Consider the following 16882-nt stretch of genomic DNA (forward strand, 5'->3'; position numbering starts at 1 on the left):
GTGAAATAAAAAGACAAGAGCTTTTTACTTGGCTATACTTGTTAATCTTTCAAGATCAGCTGCTACTTTGTAAATATTCTCAGCACTCAAATAAGTGAGCATTTCAGGAGGAGAATCCATTTTCTTTCCTTTCTCCTCTAAGGACCTATATATATCACTAATCAAAAACAATACACCGATACGATTTTTTATATGGTCAATTTTCTCTTCAATTTCTTTAACAATGTTATTTGACATACCTGGGAATTTATTTGTAAAATCAATTTTTTGAAGATCATTTTCCTTTATATCTACTAAGATAGCAGTATTTATAACAAGCCTATTAACATGAAACTTTATCTCCGATGCTATTTCTTCTTCACTCTTATTAGGAAATCGATCTTGTGCTTCTTTTCTCTTAATATCTATAAAATACTTAAAACTAGACTTTATTTGTCGAGCAGCTACACTAATATCGCCTGTACGGTCATTTATATTATCAAGTGAAAAAGCATTTTCTTTTAATCCGACAAAATTCTTAATATCATTATTGAAGTCGATCATCGAAACCAGATCATATTCTACTTCGTTTCTAAGATGTTCCTGAATTTCCTGCACATGGTACTGACCGATGAGCCATATGCCTTGTACATCTTTCTTTTCATTAGCTAGCTCATGCATTGCTCTGGAGCGAATGAAATTGTGAGAAATTTCTCTCCCTTTTGGGATATTAAGTACTAAAGAAACAAGAGTATTAATCTTCTCAAGACCTCCTAAAAATCCGTTACTATCTAAAATCGTTTTTTTATCCTCATCAGAAAAATAACCTTTTTCCTCTATTTCTTGTACAATGCTAAGTAGACTCCGTTTTTCTTTTTGTTTCCAATCGTAAATAAGCGTATCTATTTCAGATCCATATTTAACATCTATTCCGGCATCTTTTAGATTTTGCAACATGCTTTCAATTGCAGTCATAAGTGCATTAGCACAAACCCGTATTGTAGCACTACTCGTATTGTCTTTAGGTTTCGATATATTCTCATCTAATGAATTAATTGATTTGGAAAGTTCTTCTATAAGAATAGGCTGATAATACTTAATACGATCAACATTACTAATAGCAAGGTGTTCTGGTTTTTCACTTGCTATCTCATGATCGTCTAAATACTCTGCTTCTGCAGGTTGTATCCCAGGCGTTTTATCCTCCTTCCATAAAAATTGATCGGTCGAATCTTGTTCCCTTGACTTTATATATTTTGCAAATTCTTCTTCGAGCCCTCGTTGTTCTTCAGATTTCGAATGAAATTCTCCAGCTACGGTGAGACCTTCCTTTTTGGTTTTATATCTTTGAATGGGGTTAGAATTTGCAGGCCTACTTGTTTTTAACTGTATCGGCCTATCTGATACATCTTTGCAAAATTGCAAGGCTTTCGCCCCCATTATATCCGCTTCTTTCTCTAATGCTGCATCATCATTAATATTTACATTTCCTTTAAACTGCCTCGTAGATTTTACTCTACCTTGCTTCTGTTGTACCACATGCCAGGCTTCATGAGGTAAGTGCTTTTGCTGGCCAGGTGCCAGGTGGATATCAGTCCCTTGTGCATAGGCATGGGCTTGTAGTTGTGCCGGTTTGCTGGAGTTGTAATGTACTTTTACATCGTCCATACTATAACCGGATAGGTTTTCGATACCTGATTTTAGGTTATCGGGCAATCCGGTATTATTTTTTCGTTGGATGGGTTTAATTGTACCGCCTGAACTAACCATAACTGATCTTAACTTACTTTGTACTGCAGATGTTGGGCGGTTGTCAGTAATGGTAGCTTCACCACCCGTACTGTGTTCTTGTTGTACCCGCTGTACGGTTTCTTTTTGCGGTTCCTGGGTTTTATCTGCTTGTGTTTTCATGATTTGTTAAACTTATACTAACTCCATTAGTGACAGCCTGTTTTCATTTTTAGTTACCATTTTTTACTTTACCGTATTCATAATCTTCTTACTCCTGCAGCCACTAGAAGAAAATGCTAGCGAGAGCAGAGGACGATCCATTTATTTTTTCCCTACAACGCTACCCCAATGATTTCCCTTTTTATATAATACAACGTTATCATTATTATTAAAAACATCATTCGGAAGTTCATTCAATGTTTCTTCTATCTCCCCTTTGATCACACTAATGATAGAACCAACTTCTGCATCCAATATATACACATCTTTTTTCTTTAAACGGCTATATGCACTAACTGTTTCCATGTCTACCCGTATACCTTGTTTCCTCATAATTCCAAAATATGTGTTTAGGATTTCATTATCATCATGTATATTTATCCCCTCATATTCATCGGGACTTAATAATTTTTCAAGAAACTGCTCAGCATGATAAGCAATCATATCTTTTTTTTCTTCGCGAGAATTTGCAATCTCTAGACGTAATTTCAAATGTTCTGGGGTTTTACCTTTGATTGTCTTTTTGTCATCATGATTTACAATTGCTTTAAAAAAGCTATCTCCTGCATCTCTATAATGGACTATTTGCCAATTTTTTTCATTTATATATTCTTTTCTTAATTCTTCTGCCTTTTTATTTTCAATATCATTTATCAGATACTCCGCAAGCCCTGTAAGTCGTTCAATCGTTTTTTCAATTTCGACAGGAGTAATTAGGTCTTCTAATGCTTCTTTTAACGGATCAGGCTTTTTAGAAAGTTCGATTATTTTGTTGGAAAGTTCATTATCAATGTCTTTCAAATCCCTAAGTTGAAATCCAGGCCAAACTTGACCATCAGCAAGTTCAACTACGCCTGAACCCGCATCAAAACTGATTTTACTCCCGAAAGCAAGATCGTTATCAATACCCCATACTTTCTTACCTTGAAGAAGTACGTTCGTGTGGTTCCGATCGATCTGACCGGTAATTATATCCATTAAATACAATTTATCTCTCTCTTTTTGGTGGTGTTCTTTAAAATTCAAAATAGTTTTCGTTCCATGAGATTCAGAACCTGGCTTTGCATCTTTAATAAAATTCATTACCGATCCAAATGCTGTCCCTTTCGTTGCCAAGGAAGTCTTTGGAATAATTCCCGCTCCCAGAAGTTGGTCTATTCTATAGGAAGCGATACTGCGTCCGGTCATATTGGGTTTTGTTTCTGGGATACCTGCAAGTTTTGCTCGACTTGTTTTATAATCCTCAATTTTATCCATTTCGGGTTTAAATATCCCTTCATCTCCTCTTAAGTTTATCATCACCTTTTCTATTCCCATATTCATTTGACCACCCTTTCGCCACAATTTATCCTCCACCTCAGAATTGAAGAGATTGGATATAACAGAAATGGGCTTTCCCCAGGATTTTTTATTCTTACCGAATTCGGGGATTAATGGAGGCAGTTTCGATGTTAGTGGGGTTACGTCAGTCTCAAAAACATCACTAACGTTAATAACATGTTTACTGTGATCCTGTTTTAGCCGTTGTGGTCTTGGTTGTGGTCTCGGAGGCAGTATCCATGTTAGTGGGGTTATATCAGTCCCAAAAACATCGCTAACTTTAATAGGCTTTTTAACGCGATCCTGTTTTGGCGGTAGTGGTCTTGGTAGTGGTCTTGGTTGTGGTCTTTCCTTATCAAATCTAACTACTGGGCGCTTAGGATTAGATGTGTTTTTTTTTTGCCAAAATATAAATCTCTGTATTGTCCCTTTATTTGAGGATCTTTTATAAAGAGGAGACCCAAGCGAATCGCCATCGGAAACCAGTCGATTACCTACAGGTGAATTGATCTGAAGTGCTTTTTCTCCCATCACATCTGCCTCCTTTTCCAACCCTGCATCATCATTGATATTTACTTTACTTTTTAGCTGCCTAGTAGGCTCTACCCTACCCTGCTTTTGCTGTACTACGTGCCAGGCTTCGTGGGGTAAATGTTTTTCTTGCCCTGGTCCCAGATGGATATCGGTTCCTTGTGCATAGGCATGCGCTTGTAGTTGTGCTGGTTTATTAGAGTTATAATGTACCTTAACATCATCCATACTATAGCCAGAGAGGTTTTCGACACCTGATTTGAGGTTGTCGGGTAGGCCTGTATTGCTAGCCTTTCTTTGTACAGGTATGGGGTTGACACTATATTTAGTGTCATCGATAGCTGACCTCAACTTACGTTGTATAGCAATAGCAGGGCGATTATCTGCAATCGTTGCTTCACCACCTATACCGGGTTCTTGTTGTATACGTTGCAGGGCTTCTTTTTGGGATTCTGTGGTATTTACTTGTGGTGCTTTCATTCTTCTTCTCGTATTTTTATTCAGCTAACAGTCACGCATATCCAGCAAGCAGAACAGGGTTCTATCATTTTTAGCCTTCATAGTATATTATCTACTCTTTTAGGTAAACATTTTTCTAGACATTAATTGTAAACTCGCAACTTAGAGCATGTCTGTTACTTCTCAGCATTTTGTAAATACTTTTATATTTCCATTCTTACGTTCTTACCGCTATATCTATGAAGTTACAACCTTCTCAGAGCATGGTGTGAGCTTCAGAATAAAGGCATATCAATTACTTTTTAATTACCTAAACAGGAAACATAGGTACAAAATGATACTGACCATAATTTGCAATGTACATAGTAGTTGGTGCACCAGGATTATCATAGGTTAATGTATCTGGCTCGATCCATTGATTAGCATTATTTCTATGATTGAAAACAATACTAACAGTATTTGGATTTTTTCCTAAGGATTGAAGTATCGCAGTCAATATTTCCTGATCATTTGCAAGAAAATTATTCTCTCCGACACCCAGTATTCCAATAGCTATCATATTTTTACGTATTTCTTTAGTTTTCTTACTGGTACATTGCACATTTAATGCCTTGGCAATTGAAAAGATAAGACAATTATTACCCCAACCAGATGCAGTACCGAGCTTAAACTTTTGATTCTCTATTGTTACATATTTGGATTGATCAACAGCTAATTTCTTTTTTGCTTTTGGTCTTTTTTTCCGCAACTCTATTTTGGGCATTTTTTTCGCCCACTTTATTTTGGGCATTTTTTTAGACGGTTTCAATTTATTGGGTTGGTCTTGCTCTAATGATTCTTCTGTGATTTCTAAATCATTTGATGTGTTTTTGATTTCTTTGGCTTCATATACTTTAAATTCCTTAAGTGCTCGTTGATTTCTACGATCGGTAAACAACATCTTTTGTTTTGAAATCCCAGTAATTTCAATTCTTGCTCCTGGCATTAGTAATACTTCGTCTTCTGCTTGCTGCCAAGACGCTACCTTAATATCTTTGCCTGCATGCCCACTAAGTTGGACTCTGAGCAGTACCCTGGTAGTTCCTTCTCCCTGATCAACAGAATTGTCTGCGAATTGCTGTGCTACATTTCTTTGTGTAGAAAAACTTTGAAAACTATTATAGTTAATAATACTTCCCACTTTTAAGGCCGTAAGCCTCCAAGAATCCTTTTTCAGTTTTTCTTCAGTAGTACCGCGATATGCTAATTTATTGCTAGAAGGTAAATTAGTTAATCCTTGAGTCATTATATTGATATGCATTTGTATCTCTGGATAAATATCTTCAACGAACCCATCAATCCAACTTTTAATTTTAGCGCGTTCTGTATTCCTTTTTGCCCTATTAAAATCTTCTCTATTCAGGTAATTAACGATCATATTAAGCGCATTCATTTCTGCCGGGAACTCCACAGCCTCTCCTCTTCCCACACGATCTGCAAGTTTTAGCAACTTGCTTTTTAGTGCATATTTGATGGCTATATGTGGTGTATTTATTTGCCACATTTCCAGTACTGTATTAAACAATTTATGCATCCCGCCTGAATATACTCCTGTGGCTATAGTATGTGCTTTATTAAATCCTGTTCGCTCTTCTTTACCATCGTCTTGTCTAACCCTGTCATGAGCTGAATTTATTTGATCGGCATGCCTTTCTGTAGTCCGAAAATTTGGTAATGCAGGTAATACAACCGGTTGTCTTCTTAACGCAATCTCTGTATACTGTTCTTCGTGTGGGAACATACCTTCATTCCCCACATGATTTCTTAGTTCATCGGTTTGTAAAGGAGCAATATTCATATACATCTTTATGACATCGGTTATTCTTTCTTTCTCTCCCGGAGGATTGACACCCGCAATATGCGAACCTTTCAAAATTTCGTAAAGCGAATGATCCCAGGTAGGAAGCATCCATCCCATAAGGGCTAAGCGAAAATTGAGTTCACTGTTTTTAATATTAAGAAATTGGTACGACTTTAACATTCTGGTTGTAGTTCCCGAAACCCCTGCTACCACCGGCATTCTTAATTGGTCGTGTATTTTTTGATACCAACTATCATCAGGAGATAACTCAAACATAGCATTCCCTGAAATCCAAGGTAGTTGTTTATCTCTCGTACCTTTTCTCCGAGCCTCATTTCTTTTTTTCTTTTTTTGTATGCGATTTAAATTTAAGCCTTCGTCCTCATATAAGAAAGCCAATTCATTATCAGAAAGCGGTACTCCCAGTTCTTCAAAATCTGCTGGTGTTTTGATCAGTTCAGGATGAACATTCGGGTCTATAGGCTGTTTTCTAGTTTTCTTAGCTTGTTGACTGTCTTTCACAGATGTATCCCTGCCCTGAATAGACAAATTACCAAGCGCAAATACATCATCATAAAAAAGGTACTGCCATTCCTCGGGGGCTTTCCATTTTGCAAGACGCCTAACTGCGCTGTCTTTAAAAGAGGGATTATTGTAAAAAGTATGTTGTTCCTTAATTTTTTCTTCATTCAGGTTCAAATCTTTGATTAATTCATTCTTATTGTTAAAAATAATTTCATGAAGAATCTGTTTAAAGCCTCTCTTTATATCTTTTCCATACCCACTGCCGTAATAAGATGCGTTATAAAAAGCTGTCATTCGTTCTCTTAGGTTTCCTTTTTGTAATACTTCAAAAATTTTGTCAATATCTAAATTGATCCCAACTTGTCCACTGCTTGTCTCATCATCCCTAAAAAAGACTTCCCTAAACATATCTTCTTCTGAAATATCTTTGTCCTTTATTTCCTGAGCATAATAGCTATTCACGATATACATTAGCTTTTGTATGGCCAAATTCAAGGCATAATTTGATTTTGGATGTGTTGCACAATATGCTCCTAGGCGTTGTTCGTATGCTTTGGCTTTTGGAAACCACCCATAATGGGTAAGTATATCCTGGAACGGATTTTTAATGGGTTCTTCTCCGACTTTAAATCTCTGCACAACCGTGACGTTATTGACAGCGGCTGTATTTCCATTAGATAACTGATATGTATGATTTCCTTTAGTATCTATTTGCTGTCCTCGCTTCAAGGCACATGCTCCCATTACATCCGCTTCTTTTTCTAAACCGATACTATCATTGATATTCACTTTACTTTTTAACTGTCTGGTAGGTTGTACTCGCCCTTGCTTTTGCTGCACTACATGCCAGGCTTCGTGAGGTAAATGTTTTTCTTGGCCAGGTGCTAAATGGATATCTGTACCTTGTGCATAGGCATGAGCCTGAAGTTGTGCTGGTTTACTGGAATTATAATGCACTTTTACATCGCCCATATTGTAACCGGATAGGTTTTCGATACCTGATTTTAGGTTATCTGGCAAACCAGTATTATTTTTTCGTTGAATAGGATTATCGGTATCATCAGCACCACCCATGACAGACCTCAGCTTGCGTTGTACTGCAATAGCCGGTCGATTATCTGCAATGGTACCTTCACCACCAGTACTAGATTCCTGTTCTACTCGTTGTACAGTCTCTTGTTGTAATTCTTTGGTGTTTTCTAGTGGTGCTTTCATCGTTGTTAACTCATTTATGTTTAATCTATAGACTTTTAAAGTAAAGATTCCAATCCATTTTATTTAGCTTCACTAGCAAGTTGTAAAATCAAGCGTTTCTCTAGCAGAGAAATCGTTATACATACTTCTAAGATTTAAATCACTACTATTTTCAAGTCTGCTTTTTAATCTATTATAACTTACTACATTTCCATTTTTAAAGTTTTGATGTTCTTGAGTAGCTGATGGTAATATTGCCGTAAAATTGGCTAAATTGGCATCGTCATGATACTTCCAATATTTCTCAATAAAATCCAACAAGTTTTCGGCATGCACGGTCATCTCATGAGTTATTGTTTGTAAAAGGTTTCCATCGGTAAAACTTCGGATAAATCTTGGATTTACTAAAACAACTACCTTAAATGATTGCATATTTCTATTTTGCAAATTCCTATCGAAATGTTGACGTTCTACAGGATTATCATACTCTAATTCTGAATTACTATTCATTGGTCTACCATAAAGTCTTGTTATTGCCAAGGACACTCCGCTTTCTCTTCTAACAACAAATTTCAAAGTAGTCCCGCGTGCATTTCGAAACCTAGAAAATAAAGCTGAATTTCTTTTGTATCTTCCATACCCTAATTGAAAGGGGTTTAAAAAAAACCTCTTTTTAAGTCCTGGCTGTTCCAATTGTTCATAATTTCGTACCGCGTTTTCTATTTTGGCATTGGAGTTCAAATTCCCATAGTCAATTACCCGTTGCGCTAATGATTGCTTGGGTTCTTTATATTTTAAAAATGTATTATTAAAAAAACTATTTTTAATAGCTCGAGTTCCCATCAAATCTGCCTCTTTCTCTAACCCTTCATCATCATTAATATTGACTTTCCCCTTAAACTGCATCGTGGGCTTAACCCGACCTTGTTTTTGCTGCACTACATGCCAGGCTTCGTGGGGTAAATGTTTTTCTTGCCCTGGTGCCAGGTGGATATTCGTTCCTTGTGCATAAGCGTGGGCTTGTAGCTGTGCTGGTTTACTAGAGTTATAATGTACTTTTACATCATCCATACTGTAGCCAGAGAGGTTTTCGATACCAGATTTTAGGGTATCGGGTAGGCCGGTGTTATCCCTTCGACCGGGCTCAGGGCGAGTCTTTCGTTGGATAGGTGCTTTTGTATTTTCAGAACTATCTATTCCTGATCTTAGCTTACGCTGATCGATAGTAGAGGTACGGTTATCGATGAGTTGAGCCGCACCTCCATCACTAGGTTCACTAGTAACCCTCGGGGTAATCGAGTTTTTAGATTCTTGGGTTTTATCTCCTTGTGTTTTCATGTGCATGATGTTTTTATGCCGCTCTGCGAACGTCTGTGACTTCGCAGCATTTCTTTTCATATTTATTAAGCTGTAAATAAGCTATTATACTCTTACTGTTATCGCTACAAAGTTGCAAACTTAGCAGAGTCTCACTTTTCTTAGAACAGCGTTTTACGATGGTGGATCCCGGTACCTTTTCTGCAGGTATTCCTCTGCATATTTCATAATCAATACCGGGATAATTCCCCCTTATTTCCCCACCATCTATTAAAATATTTATGTTTTTTATATATTATTGTATCGTTTAGTTTAAAATAATCCCTTCTTTCTGTAACTCCTGTCGTATTGCAGTTTCCAGACTTTGTTGGATGATTGTTTTTTCTTTGTTCGTTACGGCTTGTAGCGTACATTTACGTACTACATTCATCATCAATCCGCCAGAGATTTCATAGTTTTCGGCGATATGCCATAGATCTGAGTTTTCATCTAGTGGTAATTTCTTAGCAAAGGATTGTTTCCATAATTGATAGCGTTCTTCTACTCCCGGCATGGTAAATTCGATCATCGATTGAAATCGTCGGGTAAAGGCATCGTCTATATTGTCTTTTAGATTACTTGCCAAAATCACCACTCCTGGGAAATCTTCGATGCGCTGTAATAAATATCCAATCTCCTGGTTTCCATATCGATCATTGGCACTACTTACTTGGGTACGTTGCCCAAACAAAGAATCTGCCTCATCAAAAAATAAGATCCAATCGTGTTGTTGTGCCTGATCAAAAACCTTAGCCAGGTTTTTTTCGGTTTCACCAATGTATTTAGAGACCGTCATACTTAGGTCGATCCTGTAGACTTGCCTGTCTGTACTTTTTCCTAAGATGGCTGCTGCCATACTCTTACCGGTTCCCGGTGGTCCAAAAAACAGGCTTTTGTATCCCGGTTTTAGTCGTTTGCCCAACTCCAAAGCTTCTAATACCATTTGCCCGTGAGTCACCCAATCCCTGATTTCCTGCAAGCTATGTGTTGTGGATCTAGAGACGATGAGATCCTCCCACGATAGCTTGGTATGCAACTGCTGCGCAGGAAAATCAGGGCTGTACACTGCTTGATAGGGTATGCCGGTAAGGATAGACGATACATATTCATTGGCAATCATCCATATACTGCTTAATAGAGGACTATTTCCTTTGGTTTGAGATACGTTGATCATCCCTTTTCGGATGGCTACAAAGTTTTCGGTAAGCAACGTGTGGTATTGTAAACGCTTGTTAAGATCTTCTCCAACCAGTAAAAACATGGCTGTTTCTGCAGTAGGGACTAATCCCAAATGTCCTTCTAATAACAACCCACCAAACTCGCTATAGCGACGATCATAGTCCTTGTTTTTGGTCAATAGTATGTCCAAAACTTCGGGTTTGATATGAGGAACCAGTGCCAGAATTAATAGTAATCGCTCTTCAAAGTTGAGTTTGTGTTCTTGGATAAAGTTAGCATAGCTACCTTCTTTATCTACTATATTCGGTGGTGTTAATTCCTTAATAGACTCATACGGTGTTTCTTGTTCGAAATACAGTTCTAAACGTGTTTGCAATACGGCGCTTAGCCAAGCAAGTTCAGTTTGTAGGACTGCCGCGTTACTACTATTTATGTCTTTAATAGTATTATTATTTGTATGATTTGTTGTTTCTGCAAATGTTGGTTTTTCCATATTGCTATTTCTTTTTTTTATTCTATTTCATAATAATCACTTGACTAGACCTGAAAAATCAATCATCTAATACGTCACATCGAGTGTTTTTTGTGTGGCGATAGCGGAACAAAAAATGTATCGAGATGTAATCTATCTATCAATTTTTAAAAGTGTTCTCGATACAATTTTTCTCCATTTCATTACGAAAAATCACTCGAACTGACGATCTTAATTGTTTTTGATCAATTCCATTTACAACCACTCCACTACAATAATGTCTTGCATCCAGGGGAGCTTCACGGTATGAAAACCCCAAGGCAATTTTTCTAACGTAACATCATGAGTTTCTCGTTGCACCTGTAATAACCAATGACCATCTCGGGTGCGTAAGGATCCGGGACGACATAGATAGGAGATTCTAAATCCTTCTATGGATAAGTTTTTCCAATGTGGGCCTTGTCCTATTGCAGCGGTTAGCAGTCCTTCAGCAATTGCTGTTTCTTGATCCGATAGTGTGATTGGCGATATGACTTCTTCTATAGCGACACCACATAACAATTTGTTTAATGGTAGTGCTCCTTCAAACAGTTCCTGGTCATCTCCTTCACACAGATACTGCAATGCACATATGGCAGTATGACGAGCGGTTTCATTGATAAAGTTTTTATCTTTGATCAACTCCAAATTCTCAAAAAAGCGTTCTAAAAATGGCCAAAAGAGTACCAATCCTGCATTTTGTATGGGTATAAAATCCGTATCCTCAAAAGGAGAGGACACCTTTTCTATCTCCATTATTGCGGGTTTTGATGCTATCTCCTGCAGTTCTTTATGTACTCCCTGGAGATAGATTGCCAAGGGTCTTAATACACTATTGGCATCTACCGTTTGCTCTTGTATGTTACCTATATCTTTTAGTAATTGCACCCATTGCTTTAACATTTTGGCAGGCAACTGATCCAAAAAAGGGTTGTTTATGATAGTGGATAGTTGTCTAAAGAATTCTTGCCATACAGTATTTTTAGCTTGCGCCGTTTTATAGCTAGCTACTAAAGATTTGATTTCATAGACATCCTGTGCTTGATGTTTTTTGCTATTTCCTTTTTGATCTATTCCGAGTACTGCCAACGTACCTTGGAAACATTCTTGTTCGAAGAACTTGACATCTTTATACGTATCAAACTTCTGAAACGCTGTTTTCCAAAATGCAGCCTGTATCTTCTGCAATGCAATGCCGTATTTCTTATGAATTCTCTGCTGAAACTTTTCTAAAGTAGGTACTATTTCTTGTACAGGAATATCCGAAACCAGTTGAAGGGATTGAAGCAGTTGCGCTTCTGTACTTGTATGAACAAAACGTTCTAGCTGCTGGGTATTCCATCTCAATTGTTTTAGCAAGGTGATGAAAGTGGTGTTCGGTTTTTGCAACAATTCTTCTAATTGCTCCAGAACATATGCTTTGGTTCTGTCCTTTGCCCACCATGGTAATATCCCGGTTTTCAGATAATGTGCTACGGCTCTAAGTGGTGTTTTTTCTTCGGTTTGATTGACTGTGTTTTTTTGTACTACGGCATCAGATTGCTGATATACAGTAAGTACTTCTTGAAGTTTTTCTTGTAATTCTTCCTCAAAAACAGTTTCAAAATTATCCAAAGATACCTGCCCTAAATCTAATGTAAGTCGATCAATCTGCAACGGTTGATCTCCCGCATTATGAGCAGTATTATCAAATATGCGGTCCATAACCGTTCTTAACTGATGCCGACACAGCGCACTCAGTTCTTGCTGCACGGCAAAAGCATCTACAGTCGAAGGCAGGTGAACTTCTAAAATCTGTTTATTGATGATATGTTTTTGCTGTGTCATCATGCTACTTATCCATTGTTGATTTCTTCTAGAAAACGATGATAGGCATAGTCAAATCGTTGCATTTCTTCTTGCTCCAACCATTGGATATTGGTCTTGATATGTGCTGGGGTCTCCTCGCGTATCGTTAATGCAATGAATTTCTTAAAATCTTCATCCTGATATTGCGCTATCCATGCTGGCAGTGCGAAAGTTAGTTGTAATGAATACGGATCTTTTGGATCCGCAGTCGACATCCATCTTCCGGTGGTTTCTTCTTCTATAAAAGGCACTGCAATTTCGAACCCTTCTTCAGATATTGAAACTACGCTATGTTCCCCATTATAATTTTTGGTTCCGGTAATTTCTATCTTATCTCCTGCTCGTAACGTATGTATTCCTGTTTTGCAAAATATATGATCTGATGCTGTAGAAGACGTTTCAATACTATCTATACTAGTGGATTGTAGGTAATATCGAATATCGGGTGTACGCTGAAATAAACCTCCGGTTTCTGATTCTCGAAAAGGCGCTTCAATTTCAAAAAAATCCTCTCCGATTGCTAGTACTATATACGTCCCTTCGAATTCCGCATTGCCTGTGATGCGTATTTCTTCTCCAGGTTCTAAGGTATGATCTTTGGCGATGCATCGTGTAAATTCTTCTGTGATGGCGACTTCGAATCTTTCGATTTGTAATGGAATATACGTTGCGGTAAACGAATAAGGATATTTTTTTCTAGGTCGTAACAAGATATGTTCTACCATATGCATTCCAGCAGTATTAGCATCACCTAAGTTTCTACTGCTATAGTCCTCGATCCCTATTTTTAATGCAATTCGCTTTTCTAATCCCGAGATGTTTAGAGTATCCCAAAAGTCTTTTGTGGTATCATACGCTTTTGCTCTACAGCCACTCACCACAGGATATTCTTTAAGAAATCGGGCTTTATCCCGGATCAATTTTTTATCCATAGCAGCGGTATCGTTGTTCAGGTCTTTTAAGACCATACCATAGCCTGTAAATTTCTCTGCAAATCGTGCCAACAAATGATTCAGAAATTTATTTTTTCGTAATAATCCGACATTAGCATCAGCTGTCATTTCGCTTAAATATCCTTCATAACTTTCTTTGCTTCCGATCACTTCAGATACTCCGGGAACACAATCTAACAAGGACTGATTAAAATAGGTGCTGGTATCAGCTCCATCAAAACTCATGAGTTTTTTAAAATGGGCTAACTGCGAAAAGTAATTGGCTAAGATTTGCTCAAAAAACAGCAAATATGCGCTTAACTGCTTTGCTTGTGCTTTTCTTTCGGGAGTAGCTGAATCCGGGAGTCCCATTTCGCCAATCCCATAATTAGCAGGGAACTGATTTTGTATCGAATCATAGTTTTCTAGTTGCTGTGCTTGAGTTTCTGGCATGATCATATCCAGTTCTTTACCTGATACAGCTCTGGAAACACTTTCAACTCTTTTTTGATTGTATAGTGTTTTTATTCTTTCTGTATCGATGCCTACGGCAAGTCCTTTAGAGGTAAATGATAGTTGTGCTAAGGTGCCTTCGATATCCAAAATTGGAGTTTTGGAAGTATCCAATGGTAACAACCAATTTTTTACTGTATTGGTCCCCGTAGCCAGTGCGATTTTGTCAATCGCTAATACTTCGGTTTGATCCATGATTTCTTTAATTACATCAGAAGTCTGGAGCTCTTCTTTTCGATAGTTTTGTAATAAGTCCTGATCATCGATAAAACCGTTTAGCAGTCTTGGCCCGTCAAAAATTTCATCAGTACTTTTTCCTTTTTCTAACTGTTGTTGTAATGTGTAGAAGGGAATACGAGGTGAAAAATGAGTTCCTACACGATACAAAATATTAGCTACCATCTCATTGACATCATCTACCGTATCTGCAATTTCGATAACACCATGTAATCGGACACCTTGTGTATCTAGTAATTTTATTTCTTCAAAATCCTCACAAATCGTACGACATCCGTAGAGCCTTTCTTTTACATCTTTAATTATTGTACTCCCAGGAATATCAAACAACCCATCTTTTTCTATAAAAACTCGGTACAATCCTATTGGTGTACTATTAGCTTCTGAGATCTCACCAGCTCTTTTTTGGGTTACTTTTTCGATCCAGGCATTTTTAACCCCATCCACATCAATAGCTACTTTACGAATATCCAATACCGTTACTGGATTTGTGGTTAAAATGGTCGCGGGACTATACAGGTTTTCATAAGTGCTGGTGGTATCACTACCTATGATATCCTGGATATCATAGTCCATCCGATACGCCAGATCGGTAATAGCATAACAAACTTGTTCTAAGATGGTAATCCCGGGATCGTGGATATTATGATCGGTCCAGGTATCTCCTGCCATTTTTTGTATTAGTTGCATTCCTTCTGCACGTAGAAATTCATAGCTTAATGCGGAATCCTGTGGTACTTCTCTGGGTATTGTTATAGATGTTTCCATTTTCATTTTTTTAGAGTGTATATTTAAATGAGTGCTTTTAATAGCATTCCACTGAAACCCGAACTATGATTATCTCCCCTAGTATCTAATTGCTCTACATGTACCTTATCATTTGCTTCAAGCATTGTGATCACCGTCCTTGAATTACTATGATTTTTACTCCCAACAGTCAACTCAGAACGTTCTTTTTTTTCTTCCCCTGAAGATCCATTCACATAGCCTGTACCATTTAAACGAAGATGCCATCTTCCTCCTGTATCCGTATTCCTCCTCACGTTCATAATAAACATGTACATTCCCCTTACTGGTGCAACAAAATGAGTAAAATTTTTAAAATGATCTCCAATGTTGTAGTTTATTTGTTTAAATTCAAGTACACTTTTATCTCCTCCAATATTACTATCTTTTAACGAAGCAGAAAATGCAACGATATAGTCCTTTGTAGTTTGCATATGGCCTTTAATGGTAAGTCCCCCTTCTGCAAAAATCTCAACTTTTCTTGATGATGAATCTTGATCCGAGGACATTCCTATAATTCGTAGCGCATTGGTATCATGTGCAGTAATCTTTCCGGAAAACTCTGATTTACCTGCATTGGGCCCTCCAAACAAAATACTTCTGGAGGTAATATGCATCGCCTCATCAGGATTTGATGATTTTCCTGTTCCTGTAATGGATAATGGCGCTTCTGGATTTTTACTCCCGATGCCTATTTTACCCTGATCGGTATTAAAGTGAAAAGCAACCTCCTCCTCCGTTGCACCTACATTTTTTATAAAAAAGTTGTCCTTTGTCGAAAGAAATGCATCACCAGCATGGCGATAAAGTGCTCCATCTTCATTGATATGCGCTGTATCTGATCGGCCAAAAATAATTCCGCTGGGCAATTCTAATCTACCCTCTTTTTTCATGACTATTTTTTTGGATGCATTTTTGGGCGAAAAAAACATCAGACTATCCTGCCCTTGTTGTAAACCTATTTCCCAGTGTTCTGAATTCGCTGTATTTTCTAGTGATAGACGTGCTGAAGTAGCATCGCCCTGCCCGGTGTTGGTGATTCTTAGTTCTGTGTTTTCGCCACTAACCTGTATGTTTGTCTTTGGATCTTTGGTTCCTATCCCTAATTTACCCAGAAAGAAGCTAGGTTTTTCTATCGATCCACTAAGCTGAATATTAGTTGAACTACTACTATTTCGCAGTGACAGTACTCCATCACCTTTTTGCTGAGAAACATCAAAAATAGTAGCTCGTTCATTAGTAATATCAACAACTGATAGTAATGAAGGTATATTTTTACTTTCTATAGTAAGCTTAGATCCAGGTTCTAAGGTTCCTATACCAACATTGCCATCTCCTGATTTGATAAACAAGCGGCTTTGACCGGTAGCATCTTTGATGTTCAATCCCGATTGGTTACTCGTTGGTTCTGCCGGATTTACCCGGGGATTTAAATTAATAGACCATTGCGGATTATCATCGCTTAAATTTTCATATATATCCAACACCTCTTGTGTACCTACAGCCTCTCCTTCTGCTTGTACAGATAGCGGATTGCCCTGTACTTTGGCAATACCATCCTCTGTCTGGTTAAGCCCTGCTTCTATAAAATCGGCAAACTCTTCTTGCGTAGGTTTGTCATTGATCTTAAAATATGATTTGAGCTCTGTTCGGTTTTTCTTGTTGATTTCCACGTCTTCTATTTTTTACGATGATTTCTTTTTTACAAATAGTTTGCAATTG

At 37.6% G+C, this 16882-nt stretch carries 8 protein-coding genes; all 8 read right to left on the bottom strand.

Annotated elements, in window-relative coordinates; all coding sequences use genetic code 11:
* Positions 1 to 24: 24 nt before the first annotated feature.
* A complete protein-coding gene (locus ABW637_RS00920) occupies positions 25 to 1890 on the bottom strand; it encodes an eCIS core domain-containing protein (protein WP_367582742.1) in 1866 nt (621 codons plus the stop codon).
* A 141-nt stretch (positions 1891 to 2031) separates the two neighbouring features.
* Positions 2032 to 4260, bottom strand: coding sequence for an eCIS core domain-containing protein (locus tag ABW637_RS00925; RefSeq protein WP_367582743.1), 2229 nt, complete (start codon positions 4258 to 4260; stop codon positions 2032 to 2034).
* A gap of 289 nt (positions 4261 to 4549) precedes the next feature.
* The gene (locus ABW637_RS00930; RefSeq protein WP_367582744.1) at positions 4550 to 7819 is read right to left on the bottom strand and encodes an eCIS core domain-containing protein; all 3270 of its coding nucleotides are present in this window, start codon (positions 7817 to 7819) and stop codon (positions 4550 to 4552) included.
* 72 nt (positions 7820 to 7891) lie between these two features.
* Entirely contained in the window at positions 7892 to 9136 is a 1245-nt protein-coding gene (locus ABW637_RS00935) for an eCIS core domain-containing protein (RefSeq protein WP_367582745.1), read from the bottom strand.
* Positions 9137 to 9422: 286 nt separating this feature from the next.
* Positions 9423 to 10826, bottom strand: a complete 1404-nt coding sequence (locus ABW637_RS00940; protein WP_367582746.1) for an ATP-binding protein — start codon at positions 10824 to 10826, stop codon at positions 9423 to 9425.
* Between the two features lie 234 nt (positions 10827 to 11060).
* Positions 11061 to 12674 carry a contractile injection system tape measure protein gene (locus ABW637_RS00945; protein ID WP_367582747.1) on the bottom strand — a complete coding sequence of 538 codons (1614 nt, stop codon included), beginning with the start codon at positions 12672 to 12674 and terminating at the stop codon, positions 11061 to 11063.
* Between the two features lie 5 nt (positions 12675 to 12679).
* Positions 12680 to 15142: a baseplate wedge protein gene (locus tag ABW637_RS00950; RefSeq protein ID WP_367582748.1), complete on the bottom strand. Its 2463-nt coding sequence runs from the start codon at positions 15140 to 15142 to the stop codon at positions 12680 to 12682.
* Positions 15143 to 15165: 23 nt separating this feature from the next.
* A complete protein-coding gene (locus ABW637_RS00955) occupies positions 15166 to 16833 on the bottom strand; it encodes a C1q-like domain-containing protein (protein ID WP_367582749.1) in 1668 nt (555 codons plus the stop codon).
* Positions 16834 to 16882: the final 49 nt, after the last annotated feature.

The organism is Aquimarina penaris, from assembly GCF_040786285.1.
GTDB lineage: Bacteria > Bacteroidota > Bacteroidia > Flavobacteriales > Flavobacteriaceae > Aquimarina.